The sequence below is a fragment of the Flavobacterium sp. MFBS3-15 genome (genome assembly GCF_026107645.2).
In the GTDB taxonomy this organism is placed as follows: Bacteria; Bacteroidota; Bacteroidia; order Flavobacteriales; family Flavobacteriaceae; genus Flavobacterium.
The window spans coordinates 37,432-53,415 of sequence record NZ_JAPCHV010000013.1 but is presented as its reverse complement, the minus strand read 5'-3'; the positions used below and the strand labels follow the sequence as shown (position 1 = coordinate 53,415).

General features: G+C 48.5%; 18 protein-coding genes. All 18 read right to left on the bottom strand.

Annotated features, from left to right (window positions below):
- Positions 1-106: 106 nt before the first annotated feature.
- The gene (locus OGH69_RS12295) at positions 107-541 is read right to left on the bottom strand and encodes a LexA family protein (RefSeq protein WP_265174778.1); all 435 of its coding nucleotides are present in this window, start codon (positions 539-541) and stop codon (positions 107-109) included.
- Positions 538-1,455, bottom strand: a complete 918-nt coding sequence (locus OGH69_RS12290) for a DinB/UmuC family translesion DNA polymerase (RefSeq protein ID WP_265174777.1) — start codon at positions 1,453-1,455, stop codon at positions 538-540. The genes OGH69_RS12295 and OGH69_RS12290 overlap by 4 nt, the downstream gene beginning before the upstream one ends.
- Before the next feature lie 65 nt (positions 1,456-1,520).
- Positions 1,521-2,942, bottom strand: a complete 1,422-nt coding sequence (locus OGH69_RS12285) for an NADH-quinone oxidoreductase subunit N (RefSeq protein WP_265174776.1) — start codon at positions 2,940-2,942, stop codon at positions 1,521-1,523.
- A gap of 10 nt (positions 2,943-2,952) precedes the next feature.
- Entirely contained in the window at positions 2,953-4,401 is a 1,449-nt protein-coding gene (locus OGH69_RS12280; protein ID WP_265174775.1) for a complex I subunit 4 family protein, read from the bottom strand.
- Between the two features lie 9 nt (positions 4,402-4,410).
- Positions 4,411-6,291 carry an NADH-quinone oxidoreductase subunit L gene (gene nuoL / locus OGH69_RS12275; protein WP_265174774.1) on the bottom strand — a complete coding sequence of 627 codons (1,881 nt, stop codon included), beginning with the start codon at positions 6,289-6,291 and terminating at the stop codon, positions 4,411-4,413.
- Between the two features lie 6 nt (positions 6,292-6,297).
- Entirely contained in the window at positions 6,298-6,618 is a 321-nt protein-coding gene (nuoK, locus tag OGH69_RS12270; protein WP_265174773.1) for an NADH-quinone oxidoreductase subunit NuoK, read from the bottom strand.
- Position 6,619: 1 nt separating this feature from the next.
- Complete coding sequence (locus tag OGH69_RS12265) at positions 6,620-7,123, bottom strand: NADH-quinone oxidoreductase subunit J family protein (RefSeq protein ID WP_265174772.1); 504 nt, start codon at positions 7,121-7,123, stop codon at positions 6,620-6,622.
- 1 nt (position 7,124) lies between these two features.
- Positions 7,125-7,673 carry an NADH-quinone oxidoreductase subunit NuoI gene (gene nuoI, locus OGH69_RS12260; RefSeq protein ID WP_265174771.1) on the bottom strand — a complete coding sequence of 183 codons (549 nt, stop codon included), beginning with the start codon at positions 7,671-7,673 and terminating at the stop codon, positions 7,125-7,127.
- Between the two features lie 24 nt (positions 7,674-7,697).
- A complete protein-coding gene (gene nuoH, locus OGH69_RS12255) occupies positions 7,698-8,744 on the bottom strand; it encodes an NADH-quinone oxidoreductase subunit NuoH (protein WP_265174770.1) in 1,047 nt (348 codons plus the stop codon).
- A complete protein-coding gene (locus tag OGH69_RS12250) occupies positions 8,744-9,787 on the bottom strand; it encodes an NADH-quinone oxidoreductase subunit G (RefSeq protein ID WP_265174769.1) in 1,044 nt (347 codons plus the stop codon). The genes nuoH and OGH69_RS12250 overlap by 1 nt, the downstream gene beginning before the upstream one ends.
- A 105-nt stretch (positions 9,788-9,892) precedes the next feature.
- Entirely contained in the window at positions 9,893-11,260 is a 1,368-nt protein-coding gene (nuoF, locus tag OGH69_RS12245; RefSeq protein ID WP_265174768.1) for an NADH-quinone oxidoreductase subunit NuoF, read from the bottom strand.
- Between the two features lie 2 nt (positions 11,261-11,262).
- A complete protein-coding gene (gene nuoE, locus OGH69_RS12240; RefSeq protein WP_265174767.1) occupies positions 11,263-11,805 on the bottom strand; it encodes an NADH-quinone oxidoreductase subunit NuoE family protein in 543 nt (180 codons plus the stop codon).
- 93 nt (positions 11,806-11,898) lie between these two features.
- Complete coding sequence (locus tag OGH69_RS12235) at positions 11,899-13,134, bottom strand: NADH-quinone oxidoreductase subunit D (protein ID WP_265174766.1); 1,236 nt, start codon at positions 13,132-13,134, stop codon at positions 11,899-11,901.
- Positions 13,135-13,154: 20 nt separating this feature from the next.
- Complete coding sequence (locus OGH69_RS12230; protein WP_265174765.1) at positions 13,155-13,682, bottom strand: NADH-quinone oxidoreductase subunit C; 528 nt, start codon at positions 13,680-13,682, stop codon at positions 13,155-13,157.
- Between the two features lie 7 nt (positions 13,683-13,689).
- Positions 13,690-14,241: an NADH-quinone oxidoreductase subunit B gene (locus OGH69_RS12225; protein ID WP_265174764.1), complete on the bottom strand. Its 552-nt coding sequence runs from the start codon at positions 14,239-14,241 to the stop codon at positions 13,690-13,692.
- A 56-nt stretch (positions 14,242-14,297) separates the two neighbouring features.
- Positions 14,298-14,663: an NADH-quinone oxidoreductase subunit A gene (locus tag OGH69_RS12220; protein ID WP_265174763.1), complete on the bottom strand. Its 366-nt coding sequence runs from the start codon at positions 14,661-14,663 to the stop codon at positions 14,298-14,300.
- A 293-nt stretch (positions 14,664-14,956) separates the two neighbouring features.
- Positions 14,957-15,154 carry a cold-shock protein gene (locus tag OGH69_RS12215; protein WP_265174762.1) on the bottom strand — a complete coding sequence of 66 codons (198 nt, stop codon included), beginning with the start codon at positions 15,152-15,154 and terminating at the stop codon, positions 14,957-14,959.
- Between the two features lie 142 nt (positions 15,155-15,296).
- A complete protein-coding gene (locus OGH69_RS12210) occupies positions 15,297-15,962 on the bottom strand; it encodes a porin family protein (RefSeq protein WP_265174761.1) in 666 nt (221 codons plus the stop codon).
- Between the last annotated feature and the right edge of the window lie 22 nt (positions 15,963-15,984).

Here is a 15,984-nt window from a genome sequence, read left to right as displayed (position 1 = left end):
TACCTTTTTCCGAAGGAGAGGGGGAAGTTTCATAGCTAATATTACGTTTTGCAAAGTCATTGCGAGGAGGTACGACAAAGCAATCTTTCATTGCAAAGCCATATGCTTACAAACTCTTCACCACATAGGTAACAATTCCCCAAATGGTCAGGTTGTTGTCTTCCGTTACTTTTAGGGGCTTATAAGCGGGGTTCTCGGGCATGAGGTATATGCAGTCGGGTTCCACCCTCAGGCGCTTTACGGTAAAATCCCCGTCGATGAGGCAGATGGCTATTTTGCCGTCGGCGGGCTCAAGGCTGCGGTCTACTACCAGCAGGTCGCCGTCGGCAATCCCGGCATTGATCATCGAGTTGCCCGCCACCCTGATGTAAAAGGTGGTGAGCGGGTTTTTGACCAGCATTTTGTTGAGGTCGATGCGGTCCTGTAAAAAGTCCTGCGCGGGAGAGGCAAACCCTGCCGAAACGCGGTGGCTTACCAGTGGCAGCGATGTACCGGCTTCCATGTCGGGACGGAAAAAGGTGAGGGGTGGCAGCTTTTTCATTCGTTGCAGTTAACGGTTAGGATGTGCCTGGGGTTGGTTGTATAGCGGTTGGAAAGCATGTTCTGCTTCATGTCCCAGGTCTTTTTGGCCTGGGCCCCCAGGCGGATTACGCGGTCGCCCATCTTGCTGTTTACGCGGTCCATTGCCTTCATTAATGCGAGGTGCCTTGGGTTTTCGTCCATGAACAGGTTAAACTGCCGGTTCCCTTCGGGAATGAGTTCGGTAACGATCACGCCTGCTTTTTTGAAGCGTTTGGTGTCGGTGCCCTCCATGAGCGATTTTAGCAGCTGTATGGCCGCGTTGCTGATGGTCAGTGCCGAGTTGGTGGCAAAAGGAAGTGTCATGGCAGTGCTGTAATGATACTTAGGGTTGTCTATGCTGTATTTGTCGGCTACAAGCATCACGATAATGGTCTGGCAGCACGAACCCTGCCGGCGCAGTTTTTCGGCGCATACTGTAGCAAAGGTGGAAACACGCTCGCGTATCAGGTCGTAGTCGGTAAGCTGTTTTGGGAAGCTGCGGGTGGTGGCAATGCTCTTTTTGTCCACGTCAATCCTGTCCGGGCCAAGTACTGATTTGCCCTCCAGCTCGCTTTTCAGGCGCAGGCCCACGACGCCCATCTCCTTTTTTATCCATGCTTCCATACTGGGGGCTATAAAATCATATGCGGTATACCCTTTTTTCGCCCTGATTTTCCTCTCAAATCGCCATCCTATACCCCAAATATCACCTACTTTGAGCCATTTTAACCCTTTTATCCTCTTTTCTTCGGTATCGATGACATATACCCCGCCGGTTTTTTCCTGGTATTTTTTGGCAATGCGGTTGGCGGCTTTGGCAAGCACCCGGGTAGGGGCAATTCCCACACATATCGGGAGGCTCAACCAGTTCCAAGCCCTTGAGCGCATCTGCATTCCATAGGCATAAAAAAGCGCATTACCCGAAGATAATGCGCTTTATATTTTGTATAAATTTGGTCTTATTTTACCAACATTGTCACCATTGACGGGTTCAAACCTATAGCAATGCTTATGAGCAATGAAACAAGCGCTACGGCACCGTACATGAACGGAAGCGGCTCCCTTTTCTCGGTTTCCTCCTTGGTATACATGGCCAGTATCAGCTTAAAGTAGTAGCCAACACTGATGATGGAGTTGATTACCGCAATGATCACTATTGCCAGGTGCCCGGTTTTAAGCACTTGCGTAAACAGGAACATTTTGGCAAAGAAGCCCGAGAATATCGGTATGCCGGCCATCGAAAGCAAAGCGCAGGTAAGCACTGCTGCCATCATGGGGCTGGATTTGCCAAGGCCGTTAAAGTTGTAAATGTGCTCGTTGTCTTTGCCACGGCACACAAACAGCACCACTGCAAAGGCAGCGATACCCGTTAGCGAATAGGCAGTGGCATAGTAGAACAAGGTACCCGAGGTCATGGCAGGGTTGTAAAGCACCATTAGCATGAAGCCTGCGTGCGATATACCCGAAAAGGCGAGCATACGCTTAACGTTTTCCTGTTTCAGCGCCATAAGGTTACCCACGGTCATTGAGAGTACGATCACGATGCTTATTATGGTTACATATTGGCCCGGAAGCTGGTTGGTCATGGTTAGCAGCAGCTTGAAGAAAGCAGCTATCGCAGCTACTTTGGCTAATGTGCTCATGGTAGCGGTCGAAAGGGCAGGGGAGCCTTCGTATACGTCCGGAGACCAGAAGTGGAATGGCACGATAGCCATTTTGAACAGAAGGCCTATAGTTAGCATTACGAGGCCGATAAGGAACAGGTCGGAAATGTTTTCCATTTTGATGTCGCCCAGGTTGCCGTCAACTACGGTTTTGTAGATCTCGGCAGTATCAAACGACCCTGTAGCGCCGTAGATCAATGCAATCCCGAAAAGGATGATGCCCGAGGCAAATGCCCCCATCAGGAAATACTTCATGCCTGCTTCGTTGCTCTTCAGGTTTTTCGGTTCGCTGGCAGCGAGCACATAAAGCGAAATGGAAAGAATTTCAATGCCCAGGAAGAACATCGAAAGGTTGCCGAACGATACCATGGCAATGGCACCCAAAAGCAGGAACAGTTTTATCGCAACGAAGTCGGAGATCTTTGCTTTGTGCTCTTTGTGGAATTCAGGCGTCATGGCAACCAAAAAGATAGCCAAAAGTATGAACAGCCCGGAAAAGCCCAGGGAAAACCGGTTGACCACGATCATGTTATTGTAAAAGCCTACGGAATCAGAGTGCTGAATATCCTTCATCAACTCCATGTAATCATATGCAGTGAGGCCCAGCGCCCCCAGCAGCCCGATGATGGCTACCGGCACAATGGCTTTCCTCAAGTTGAAAATTTCAGCTATAAGGCATAAAATCCCTAATCCTGCAATAGCTATAAGTGTATTCATTCTCTCAGGCTTAATTAAATCTGTTTATGTTTAGCAGCGCTTTCTGTATGTCCGTCGTCATGAAATCTACGATCGGTTTCGGGTACAGTCCGAAGAACAAAAGTACCCCAATGATAAGCACCATTACAATCCCTTCACTGATAGTAATGTCAGTGAATACCTTTTTGTTTTGATTTTGTTCACCGAGCATTACCTGCTGGAACATGCGCAGCATATAGAAAGCCCCCAAAATAATGGTAGTTCCGCCAATTACGGCCATCCAGATATTGGTTTGTGCAAGGCTGTACAATACTTCAAATTCTCCCACAAAGTTGAACGTTCCCGGAAGCGCCACCGAAGCCAGCACCAATATCAGGAACATCGAGGCAAACTTAGGCGCCTGGACCCTGATACCGCCCATTTCGGCGATTTCGTCGGTGCCCCACCTGCGCGAAATGACCTCTGCCGCAAAGAAAAGCCCCACAACTACAAAGCCGTGCGCTATCATTTGAAGAAATGCCCCGCGAACGCCGTCAAGCGTAAGGGTATATACGCCCGCAGCGATAAGGCCAACGTGCGCCAGTGATGAGTAGGCCAACAGTTTTTTAAGGCTTGTTTGCTTCAGTGCAAGGATCGATCCGTAGATAACACCTGCTATACAAAGCCCAACGATGATATACTGGTATTTTTGTGCAGCAAGCGGCGCAATGGGCAGCTGCCACCTTACAATACTGAATATCGCCATTTTCAGCATGATGCCCGAAAGCAGCATGGTACCTGCGGCAGGCGCTTTTTGGTACACATTTGCCTGCCATGTATGGAACGGTATGATCGGAATTTTGATGGCATAGGCCAGGAAGAACGCAAAGAATATCCAGGTTTGTTCCATTTCCGAAAGTGCAAGGTTTTTCAATGCCCCATGCAGGAACATATTACGCTTTTGGTACAGGTAAACAAAAGCCACAAGCATGAAAAGCGACCCTGCAAAAGTGTAGATGAAAAACTTCACCACGGCTTTTTTACGCTCTTCGGCATCGCCGCTGCCCCATACCAATGCTATGAAATAGATAGGGATAAGGGCAAGTTCCCAGAAAATATAATATAAAAGCCCGTCGTTGCTGATGAAAGTACCCACCATGGCAAAGGCCATGAAAAGGATAAGTGCATAAAATGTCCTTGTTTTTGGGAACAGGTTGCCAAACGAGGTAAGCACGATAATTGGGGTAAGGGCTGTGGTTAGCAGTACCATTGGCAGCGATATGCCGTCACCCACAAAGAACAGCGAGATGTTAGGCGACTTTATCCAGCCATGCGCAAAATTTACGCTGTCGCCCATTGCGTAACGGTACGTAACGTAAATGGAAGCTGCAAGTGCTGCAAGGCTAAAAATGAGCGCTGCCTTAGAGGCAAACTTATCGCCTGTAAAGTATGTGGCTGCTGCCCCGAATAATAAGATAATGAGTATAAAGGATACGTCCATCAGTATGAATTATTTTGCCAGAAAAATATAACCTATTATTGAGCAAATGCCCGCAACAAATACGAAAAGGTAAAACCCTACGCTGCCGTTCTGTATTGTCTTTCCTTCGGCGCCAAGCATGTTGGCTGCCCATCCGAGACCGAATACCAAGCCCGAAATGGCCGCTTCGGTAACATTTTTAAAGAAAGAGCCAATGGCGTAAATCGGCTTTACGATTACCGCCATGTATATCTCATCAACATAGTATTTGTTGTACAGCACTTTTACAATGCCGGTTTGCTTGCCGTCCGGTGCAGGTACAGCGCCGTTTTTGATGTATTTGAAGTATGCAATGCCGATTCCGATAAACGCTCCCACAACGGCAATGCCCATAAGCATGTAGGTTGTGCTGTCCAGCTCATGGTGGTGTGCCGGTGCAGCCATTACAGGTGCCAGATAGTGGTTCAGCCAACTGTTGCCCGGCAGGCTTATTGCACCGCCCACAAGGGCCAGTATGGCCAAAACGATAAGCGGTATCGTGATAAGCGATGGCGATTCGTGCAGGTGGTGCTTCTGCTCTTCCGTACCCCTGAAATCCTTGTAGAAGGTAAGGTACAGCAGGCGGAACATATAGAATGCCGTCATGATCGAGGCTACCGAACCGATAACCCATAGTACCGGGTTATGGTGGTAGGCGGTCATTAATATTTCGTCTTTCGAGAAGAAGCCGGAGAATGGCGGAAGGCCGGAAATTGCAAGCGTAGAGATAAGGAACGTAGCGAACGTTATCTTCATAACCTTGCGAAGTCCGCCCATGTTGCGCATGTCCTGCTCGCCGTGCAGCGCGTGGATTACCGAACCCGAACCAAGGAATAAACAGGCTTTAAAGAAGGCGTGCGTAATCACATGGAATACGGCTATTTCATAAGCGCCAAGCCCAAGGGCAAGGAACATGAGGCCCAGCTGGGATACGGTAGAGTAGGCCAGTACTTTTTTAATGTCATTTTGTACAAGACCGATGGATGCCGCAACAAGTGAGGTAACAGCCCCCACAATCGCAATGATGCTTTGTACATCCGGTGTAAGGTTGAAAAGGAAATTCATCCTCGTGATCATGAAGATGCCCGCCGTTACCATCGTTGCCGCGTGGATAAGCGCCGACACCGGGGTTGGTCCGGCCATCGCATCCGGAAGCCAGGTATATAGCGGTATTTGGGCACTTTTACCACACGCGCCTATAAAGAGGCAGAGTGCGGCAATACCCAGCAGGGAGGCATTCACATCCCATCCGTTGTCAATCATGCTTTTTATCTGTACATAGTCCAATGAATGGAAAAGGTAGCCAATGATGAAGATACCGATGAGGAAACCAAGGTCGCCAATACGGTTCATGATGAAAGCCTTTTTGGCTGCATCGTTATATTCCTGGTTTTTGTACCAGAAACCGATAAGAAGGTAGGAGCAAAGCCCAACGCCTTCCCAGCCTATGAACATGATAAGCAGGTTGCTGCCCATTACCAGCGTGATCATGAAGAACACGAACAGGTTCAGGTAGGCAAAGAATTTGTGGATGTTCTCATCATCGTGCATGTAGCTGATGGAGTACATGTGGATGAGCGTACCGATACCGGTTACAAACATCAGCCATAGCAATGAAAGCTGGTCCAACTGGAAGCCGAAGTCAACCGAGAAGTTGGCCAGGCGCATCCATTCGAAAAGGTTCACCATGATGGGTTCGCCGGTATTTACTACCTGCAAAAAGAACGAAAGTGTTACGCCAAACGACACGGCAACTGCCACTGTTCCCAGGGTGCCGGCTGCATTCCTGCTAAGCTTTTTCCCAAAGAAAACGTTGAACAGGAACCCTGCAAACGGCGCGAATAATAATAGTAAAGCCAAATTTGTATCCATCAGGCGCTATCCTTTTAAATTTTTCAAATTATCAATGTCAATGTTGGTCAAGTTCCTGTACACGGCCACCAGTATGGCAAGCCCTACGGCAACCTCGGCAGCCGCAACCGCCATCGAGAAGAACACGAATACCTGCCCCTGCGCATCCTGGTGGTAGGTAGAGAACGCTACCAGCAACAGGTTAACCGCGTTGAGCATAATCTCAATCGACATGAACATGACAATGGCATTCCTCCTGTATAGTACCCCGAATGCTCCCACGCAAAACAATAGCGCAGAAAGGTAGATGTAGTTTTCGAGGCCTATTTCCTGTAATATATTTTCCATACTAACCGTTAATATGTTCTTTTTTAGATAGCAATACCGCACCGATCATCGAAACAAGTAGGAGTATCGAAGCCGTTTCAAAGGGCACCATGTATTCGTTGAGCAACACTTTTCCAAGCACTTTGATCGACTGGAAGTCTTCTGTAGCTGTTTTGTATTCCAGCTGTGGCTGTGCTTTTACGAAAGTGGCCAATAGTACGAACGCCACAAGCCCAAATGCTACTACTGCGGCAATCCGCGTGAGTACCGACTTGTTTTTCTCGTCTTCCTTATTGAGGTTCATGAGCATTATCGTAAAGAGCATCAGGATCATGATCGCGCCCGAATATACGATGATGTGCACAATGGCAAGGAACTGCGCATTAAACATCAGGTAATGCCCCGCAATCGAGAAAAAGCAAAGTACAAGGTATATAGCGCTGTGTATCGGGTTTTTGCTGAAAATTGTCAAAAACGCCGTGGCAAGTGTAATGGCCGATAAGATGTAGAATAAAGTTGTCATCATACTATTTTGCCATTTGTGGTTTTTTAGTGTTGCTGATAGCCATGTCAAGCGGCATTACCAGTTTGTCCTTCCCGAAGATGAAATCTTCCCTGTCGTTGTTGGCACGTACCATTGTCCTTGACTTGGTAAGGTAAATGGCCTGCTTAGGGCATGCCTCCTCGCACAATCCGCAGAAAATGCAGCGCAGCATATTGATTTCGTATATCGAAGCATACTTCTCTTCCCTGTACAGGTGCATTTCATCCGGCTTGCGCTCTTCGGCTTTCATCGTGATGGCCTCGGCAGGGCAGGAGAGGGCGCACAACCCGCAGGCAGTACAGCGCTCGCGGCCTTCGTCGTCGCGCATCAGCATGTGCTGGCCGCGGTATACAGGGCTCATTTCGCGGGTTTCGTCCGGATATTTTATGGTTACTTTACGGGTAAATAAGTGCCTGATGGTGATCATTAGGCCCTTAAAAATTGCCACAAGGTAAAGGCTTTCCCAAAAAGTCATCTTTTTGTTGGAAACCTCCTTCTTGCGTCCCGATAATGACATGGTTTCTATTGACATAATATTTCTTTTAACCTGGGTAGTTTAGAATTTTAAGTTACCGTCACTTAACAATATTACAAGCCCGGTAATGATGATGTTGGCAATAGCCAATGGTATCAGCATCTGCCATCCAAGGCGCATCAGCTGGTCATAACGGAACCTCGGTATCGTCCAGCGAACCCACATGTAGAAGAAGATGAAGAAACACAACTTGGCAAACAGCGCCCCCATGCCAATGATGTTGGCAAGGTTTACGCCCCAGTTGTCCTCCACCCACTGCATGCCCGGGTAGTTGTACGCGCCAAAGTAAAGCACGGCCAGTATGGTTGATGAAATGAACATGCTCGCGTATTCAGCGAACAGGTAAAAGCCCATTTTCATTGACGAATATTCGGTGTGGTATCCCCCGATAAGCTCGGCCTCACACTCGGCAAGGTCAAACGGCGTACGGTTGGTCTCAGCGAATGAGCATACCAGGAAAATAAGGAAGCCCACCGGCTGGTAGAATACGTTCCAGTTCATGCCTTCCTGCCCGGCAGCGATTTCTTTAAGGCTCAGAGTCCCCGTCATCATTACCAGAGCAATGATCGAAAGGCCCATAGCTACTTCATAGGATATCATTTGCGATGAGGCACGCATGGCGCTCATCAGCGAGAATTTGTTGTTGGATGCCCATCCGCCAATCATAATGCCGTAGACACCCACCGACAGTACGCCAAAGATGTACAGCATGGCCACGTCGATATCCGTAGCCTGCAGGATGATCTCGCGGTCAAACAGAACCAGCTTGTCGCCCCACGGGATAACGGCGCTGGTCATTAGCGCGGTGCTCATTGAGATGAACGGCCCCGCGATGAACAGGAACCTGTTTGGCGTGTTCGGGAAGAATTCTTCTTTAGAGAAAAGTTTCAAACCGTCGGCAAGGGGTTGGAATAAACCGCCCGGCCCTGCACGGTTAGGCCCTATACGGTCCTGCAGCCACGCGGCAATTTTCCTTTCGGCCAATGTGGAGTACATCGCCATAAGCATCGTCAGCGCGAAAACCGCAATGATGACAACGCTCTTTTCTATGATAATAGCCTGATCCATTATATATTCCCTTCTTTAAATGGCTTTAATTCGTCTGTTTTCAGCGGAATGGCCGTCATACTTATCTTCTTGCGATCCTGCTCGCGGCCAAGGAGTATGTGCTTCTCGGTCTCGATGGTAACGGTTTCCAGCTTCCTGGTGTAGTTATTCTGGTTGATAACCGAATCTTTCTCGAATTTACGTGGCCCTTCGATAACCCAGTCCTTAGTTTCTTTATGCTCAAAACGGCACTCGTTGCAGATGAATTCCTCCACCTCATGGTACTCGTCTTTACGGGCAGTAACCCTTTGTATCTCGTCACCAAACATCCACAGTGTAGTCTTGCCGCAGCATTTGTCGCAATCCCTGTGGGCATTGTACGGCTTGTTGAACCATACCCTCTGCTTAAAGCGGAAAGTCTTGTCAGTCAGCGCGCCTACCGGGCATACGTCGATTACGTTGCCGGAGAATTCGTTATCAATGGCTTTGGAAATGCAGGTAGATATCTGCGAGTGGTCGCCGCGGTTCACCACGCCGTGTACACGGTTGTCGGTAAGCTGGTCGGCAGTCATTACACAGCGGTAGCAAAGGATGCAGCGGTTCATGTGCAGCTGGATGTACGGCCCGATGTTTTCCGGTTCGAACGTCCTTTTTTCCTCAATGAAACGCGTTTTGGAGGAACCGTTCTTAAAGCTCAGGTTCTGCAGGTCGCATTCACCGGCCTGGTCGCACACAGGGCAGTCAAGCGGGTGGTTGATGAGCAGGAACTCGGTTACCGACTTCCTTGCGTCAATTACCCTTTCCGAAGTGATGCTCTTTACCTCCATGCCGTCCATACAGCCCGTTACGCACGATGCCATAAGCTTCGGCATAGGGCGCGGGTCGGCCTCGCTTCCTTTGGAAACCTCCACAAGGCAGCAGCGGCATTTGCCCCCGCTTCCTTTCAGTTTGGAATAGTAGCACATGGCAGGCGGGACTGATTCGCCGCCTATCTTACGCGCAGCCTGCAGGATGGTGGTCCCCGGTTCTACGTCTATTTCCTGTCCGTCTATTGTTACTTTCATTTTCTTTATGTTGGAAAGTTGAATGTTATAATGTTTTTAAAGTTTTTGGATGTCCTTCATTTGGATCTGCCAACTTTATAACTTTCAACATTTAAACTTTAAACTCTACACTACTTCTTTTGTCACCAAATGCCTCACCTTCTCAAAAGGCTCTGCTACAAAGTGGTCACGGTTCCTGATTTTCTCAGGGAAGCGAACGTGGTATTCAAACTCGTCCCTGAAATGGCGTATCGCCGCTGCCACCGGCCATGCTGCCGCATCGCCAAGAGGGCATATGGTATTGCCTTCTATCTTTCTCTGTATGTCCCAAAGCAGCTCGATATCCTCCTCACGGCCGTGGCCGTTTTCGATTCGGTGAAGCACTTTCTCCATCCAGCCGGTACCTTCACGGCATGGCGAGCACTGCCCGCAGCTTTCGTGATGGTAAAAGCGTGAGAAGTTCCACGTATTGCGCACGATGCAGGTAGTATCGTTGTACACGATGAATCCGCCCGAGCCGAGCATGGAACCTGTAGCAAAACCGCCTTCGCTAAGCGACTCATAGCTCATCAGCCTGTCGCCGCCTTCGGCATTCTTGAATATCAGGTGCGCAGGAAGGATCGGCACCGAAGAACCTCCGGGAACCAGCGCCTTCAGCGGCCTGTCGTCCATCATTCCACCCAGGTATTCGTCGGAGTTCATGAACTCGTCAACGCTCAGTCCTAAGTCTATTTCATATACGCCCGGGTTCTTGCAATGCCCCGAAGCCGATATCAGTTTTGTTCCTGTAGAGCGCCCGATGCCTATTTTTGCATACTCCGCACCGGTGTTGTTCACGATCCATGGCACTGCCGCGATCGATTCCACGTTATTCACCACCGTTGGATTGGCCCAAAGCCCGCTTACCGCAGGGAATGGCGGCTTGATCCTCGGGTTGCCCCTTTTGCCCTCCAGCGACTCAATAAGTGCGGTTTCCTCGCCACATATGTAGGCACCGGCGCCGCAGTGTACGTGAAGGTCAAGATCAAAGCCCGAACCCAGTATGTTTTTGCCCAGCCATCCTGCAGCATAGGCTTCTTTAATTGCTGTTTCCAGTATGCGGAACACCCACATGTATTCGCCGCGGATGTAGATATAGGAGAGGTTGCAGCCCAGGGCGTAGCTCGATGTAATCATCCCCTCGATCAAAAGGTGCGGGATGTATTCCATCAGGTAGCGGTCCTTGAAAGTGCCCGGCTCCGATTCGTCGGCGTTGCACACCAAATGCCTTGGCTTACCCGATTTTTTGTCAATAAAGCTCCATTTCATCCCGGTAGGGAAACCTGCGCCCCCGCGCCCGCGAAGGCCCGATGTCTTTACTTCCTCCACCACTTCGTCAGGGGTCATGCTTTTCAGCGCTTTTTCCACAGAGCGGTAGCCGCCTACTTTGCGGTATATTTCGTAGGTCTTGATCCCCGGCACCTGTGCGTGCTCTAATAATATCTTTTGTCCCATACCTATTCTGTAATGGTCAGTTTATGTAAATCTACTTTGCCAGCCCTGCAATCTTCGATCAATGCGTCGATCTTCTGCTTGTCAAGGTGCTCTTTGTAATAGTCGCCCAGCTGCATCATCGGTGCATAGCCGCAGGCGCCAAGGCACTCTACGCCAACTACCTGGAACATGCCGTCCGGTGTTACCTCGCCTTCCTTTACGCCCAGTTTTTCGCAGGTATAGTCCATCAGGTTTTCCGCACCACGAACAGCACAGCATGAGGTCCTGCAAAATTCGAACATGAATTTCCCGATAGGCTTTTGGTTGTACATGGTGTAGAATGATACCACTTCGTATACCTCGATCGGCTTGATGCCAATGATTTCGGCCACCTTGTCCTGAAGTTCAATGCTCAGCCAGTTGTCGTGTGCGTCCTGCACTTCGTGGAGAATGGGCAGCAGTGCCGATTTCCTTTTATCGCCCGGGTAGTGGCTTAACAGTTCATCAATCCTGGCCTGAAGCTCAGGGGTGATATTTATATTCTGATGTACGTGACTAATCTCCATACGTTTCTATTTTTTCTATTTTAAATTTTGAATTATAAATTTTAAATGTTTTGCCAATTCATAATTTAAAATTCATCATTTATAATAATCTGTTTATGCGTCAAGCTCCCCTGCAATAACATTGAGGCTTGATAATGTTGCAATGGCATCAGAAAGCATCTGCCCCCTTACCATATCGTTGAATGCCTGGTAATAAATAAAGCAAGGCCTGCGGAAGTGCAGCCTGTATGGCGTACGGCTTCCGTCGGTTATAAGGTAAAAGCCCAACTCCCCGTTGCCGCCTTCCACTGCGTGGTACACTTCGGTCTTTGGCACAGGTATCTCGCCCATCACGATCTTAAAGTGGTAGATGAGGGCTTCCATGTTGTTGTAAACGTCTTCTTTTGGCGGAAGGTAATAATCCGGTACATTGGCGTGGAAAGGGCCTTCCGGCATCTTGGCCAATGCCTGTTTGATGATTTTTAAACTCTCCCACACTTCAGCGTTGCGCACGCAGAAACGGTCGTAGGTATCGCCCGATTTTCCTACCGGCACGTCAAATTCAAAGTCTTCATACGAGCTGTACGGTGTCATAACACGCACATCATAATCGATGCCTGCCGCACGGAGGTTAGGGCCGGTAAACCCATAGCTCATTGCTTTCTCTGCGGATATTGGGCCTACGTCTATCGTACGGTCCATGAATATCCTGTTGCGGGTAAGCAGGTTCTCGAAGTCCGCCCATATAGCCGGGAACTCTTCGAGGAATTTGTCTATTTTTTTGAAGGCTTCCGGGCTCCAGTCCCTTTCAAAGCCACCAATGCGGCCCATGTTGGTCGTAAGGCGGGCGCCGCATATCTCTTCGTATATTTCGTAAATTTTCTCCCTGTACTGGAATACGTAAAGGAAGCCTGTCAGTGCGCCGGTGTCCACACCCAGTACCGAGTTGCAGATGATGTGGTCGGCAATGCGCGCCAGCTCCATGATGATCACCCTCATGTACTGCACCCTTTTCGGCACCTCGATGTCAAGGGCTTTCTCCAGGGTCATCCACCAGCCCATGTTGTTGATGGGCGATGAGCAGTAGTTCATCCTGTCGGTAAGCGGGGTTATCTGGTAAAACGGCCTGTTTTCGGCTATTTTCTCAAAAGCGCGGTGAATGTAACCCACGGTGCCTTCGCCGTCCATGATCCTTTCGCCATCCATAAGCAGGATGTTCTGGAAAATACCGTGCGTGGCCGGGTGCGTTGGCCCAAGGTTCAGTATGGAAAGCTCGCTGCCGTCTTCATTCTTCCTCTGCTCGATCAGCTTGGCATAGCGGTGTTCCGGTGGTAATAACAGGTCTGACATTATAAATGAATTATTCCTTGTTAATTGTGTGCATTATCAGTTATCCTTCCGAAGAAACGGTCGTCCTTATCGGTACGGCCGCCGTCCTCAAGAGGAAACTCCTTCCGCATCGGGAACGAGGTCATCTCGTCCATGTTCAGAATCCTCTTCAGCTGCGGATGCCCTTTGAAGATGATGCCGTAAAAGTCGTAGGTTTCGCGCTCCTGCCAATTGGCGCCCAGGAACATCCCGGTAGCGGTCTCTATCTCAGGATTATCCCCGTTAAGGAAACACTTGAAGCGTATGCGCACGTTGTCCATCCAGTTGTGCATGTGGTAAGCCACTGCAAACTGCCTTTCAATGTCGTTATCAGGGTAATGGATGCCGCACACGTCGGTAAGGAAGTTGAAGCGCAATACAGGGTCGTCCTTCAGGAAGCCCATCACTTCGGCCATTGAAGCGGATTCTACTTCGAATGACAATATATCGTTTTGCAGGATAAAGCCGGTTACTTTGTCGCCGAATTTACCGGTAAGCTTGTCTTGTATTACAGATGTTTCTAAAGCCATTTGTACCTTATGTAATGTTATAAGAAGCCATTAGTTCCTGGTATTCCGGTGAGCTCCTCCTGCGTACGGATTCCGATTTCACGATCTCCTGCAGCCTCATCACGCCGTCCAGTATCTGCTCCGGCCTTGGCGGGCATCCGGGAACGTAAACGTCTACCGGGATTACCTTGTCAATGCCCTGGAGCACTGAATAGGTGTCGAATACACCACCTGAAGAGGCGCATGCCCCTACGGCAATAACCCAGCGTGGCTCACTCATCTGTTCGTATACCTGGCGGAGGATAGGTGCCATCTTTTTGGCAATGGTACCCATAACCAGCAGCATGTCGGCCTGGCGCGGCGAGAAGCTCATACGCTCCGAACCGAAACGTGCAACGTCGTAGTGCGATGCCATTGTGGCCATGAATTCGATGCCGCAGCACGAGGTGGCAAACGGCAAAGGCCAAAGCGAGTTGGCACGTGCCAAACCTACGACGGTGTCCAGCTTGGTAGCAAAAAAGCCCTGTCCTTCCACTCCCTCGGGAGCGTCAACCAATTTTATATCTTTTGAATTGCTCATTGTAATTTAAATTTTGATTATCAGGCATTGGTTCAAAAACCCTGCCCAATATCCTTTTATTCCCACTCCAGGCCTTTTTTCTTGATCACATAGAAGAAGCCTACCACAAGCAACAGCATGAAGATGCCCATTTTCAGGAAGCCTTCAAGGCCCATTTCGCGGAAGTTCACAGCCCACGGGTACATGAAGATCACCTCCACGTCGAACAGTACGAACAATATGGCTACAAGGAAATATTTTACGGAGAAAGGGATGCGCGCGTTACCGATTGATTCGATACCGCACTCGAAGTTCTTGTCTTTGTTTACCGAATTCCTCTTCGGGCCCAGCAGGTTCGATATAAAAATGGTGCCTGCAACAAAGCCCGTGGCCAGCAAAAGCTGCATGAAAATCGGGAAATAACTCATCTGGGTTGTGTCCATAACTACTTGCAATTTATAAACAATCCACAAATATACATTCCCTGCCTGAACTACCTAAACGTTTTTGGGAGAGAGAAAGATTTAAAGCTTAATTTTTACTCGTTCTAAATAAAATGCAATTTACGGTTATTTTAACGGTTTTCAATAAATCTTCAGGCAAAGATTTGTTAGTTGTTTAATTGTTAAAACAATAGCTAAAAAAATGTAATTAAGAGATTTCTCTTCATAAAAAAACCGCCCTTTTAAAGGGCGGTTCATTGGTGGGTTTGAGGTAATCGGGTAATATAAATATATTAGTCGATAGCCGTTACCTGAGCGGCTACTTTACCTTTTTTTCCGTCTTCTTCCACGTAGCTCACTTTGTCGCCTTCACGTAGACCTTCTGCCCTAAGACCTGTAGCATGTACAAAGATATCTTTGCCTGTTTCGTCGTCTGTTATGAAGCCAAAACCTTTAGCTTCAATAAAAAATTTTACTTTGCCTGTACGCATTCTGTAATAAAAAAATAATTAATAATGCGTCAAAGGTAAACTTATTTGTGACACTGCAAAGAGAAATGTTAAAAAAGTTTTATAAAAATAATTGATTTATAATCAAGGGGTTATTGTACTCAAAAAAGTTACAGTTTTATTTTTACAGCCCAAACTGCCAGCTCACAATCAGATTGACAGAGTTTGTCTTAACCGTGCCATCATCCATTACCGGTACATCGCTTATGTTTACCAGCCCGAGGTTGTCGCGCAGCTCGATATTCAGGTCGTTCTTGTTGTCAAGGGGGATGCGCATGCCCAACCCCAGATTCAGGCCAAAGTCAAGCGTTTTGAAAATGCCGTCGCCGCTTTCGTCTTCCACTTTATCACCATCTACTTTAAGAGTGTTGTCGAGGAAGAAGCCTGCAAACAAACCTCCGTTCACATAGAACTTTTTGGCAGGATCAAGATAATACTTGAGGTTGAGCGGTACTAAAATGTAGTGCAGCGTAGCGCGGACATCCAGGTTTACCGGCTGGAAGATAGGGTCGAAAGGGTCTTCCTCTATTTGTATTTCCCTACTAAAACTTTTTCGCTCGTAGTTCAGGTTGCCGATGAAAGATAGCCTTTCACTGATAGGTACTTCAATAGATAACCCTAACAGGTAATCTACAGCATAGTCGTTTTCCTCAGCACCCGGGTTGCCGCGTAAGCCGGAATACGTAGCCCCCGCCTGTACGCCGAATTTAATAGGTTTTGGAGTAGTTTCTTCCTGCGCAAAGGCCATGGCTGGCAGCAGCGCAATAAGCAGAATGTTTAATTTTTTCATGTGTAGTTGGTTATGGATTAAA

Coding starts and splice junctions, on each gene's coding strand:
- OGH69_RS12295 (WP_265174778.1), bottom strand. CDS start 541: ATGAAAAAGCTGCCACCCCTCACCTTTTTCCGTCCCGACATGGAAGCC.
- OGH69_RS12290 (WP_265174777.1), bottom strand. CDS start 1,455: ATGCAGATGCGCTCAAGGGCTTGGAACTGGTTGAGCCTCCCGATATGT.
- OGH69_RS12285 (WP_265174776.1), bottom strand. CDS start 2,942: ATGAATACACTTATAGCTATTGCAGGATTAGGGATTTTATGCCTTATA.
- OGH69_RS12280 (WP_265174775.1), bottom strand. CDS start 4,401: ATGGACGTATCCTTTATACTCATTATCTTATTATTCGGGGCAGCAGCC.
- nuoL (WP_265174774.1), bottom strand. CDS start 6,291: ATGGATACAAATTTGGCTTTACTATTATTATTCGCGCCGTTTGCAGGG.
- nuoK (WP_265174773.1), bottom strand. CDS start 6,618: ATGGAAAATATATTACAGGAAATAGGCCTCGAAAACTACATCTACCTT.
- OGH69_RS12265 (WP_265174772.1), bottom strand. CDS start 7,123: ATGATGACAACTTTATTCTACATCTTATCGGCCATTACACTTGCCACG.
- nuoI (WP_265174771.1), bottom strand. CDS start 7,673: ATGTCAATAGAAACCATGTCATTATCGGGACGCAAGAAGGAGGTTTCC.
- nuoH (WP_265174770.1), bottom strand. CDS start 8,744: ATGGATCAGGCTATTATCATAGAAAAGAGCGTTGTCATCATTGCGGTT.
- OGH69_RS12250 (WP_265174769.1), bottom strand. CDS start 9,787: ATGAAAGTAACAATAGACGGACAGGAAATAGACGTAGAACCGGGGACC.
- nuoF (WP_265174768.1), bottom strand. CDS start 11,260: ATGGGACAAAAGATATTATTAGAGCACGCACAGGTGCCGGGGATCAAG.
- nuoE (WP_265174767.1), bottom strand. CDS start 11,805: ATGGAGATTAGTCACGTACATCAGAATATAAATATCACCCCTGAGCTT.
- OGH69_RS12235 (WP_265174766.1), bottom strand. CDS start 13,134: ATGTCAGACCTGTTATTACCACCGGAACACCGCTATGCCAAGCTGATC.
- OGH69_RS12230 (WP_265174765.1), bottom strand. CDS start 13,682: ATGGCTTTAGAAACATCTGTAATACAAGACAAGCTTACCGGTAAATTC.
- OGH69_RS12225 (WP_265174764.1), bottom strand. CDS start 14,241: ATGAGCAATTCAAAAGATATAAAATTGGTTGACGCTCCCGAGGGAGTG.
- OGH69_RS12220 (WP_265174763.1), bottom strand. CDS start 14,663: ATGGACACAACCCAGATGAGTTATTTCCCGATTTTCATGCAGCTTTTG.
- OGH69_RS12215 (WP_265174762.1), bottom strand. CDS start 15,154: ATGCGTACAGGCAAAGTAAAATTTTTTATTGAAGCTAAAGGTTTTGGC.
- OGH69_RS12210 (WP_265174761.1), bottom strand. CDS start 15,962: ATGAAAAAATTAAACATTCTGCTTATTGCGCTGCTGCCAGCCATGGCC.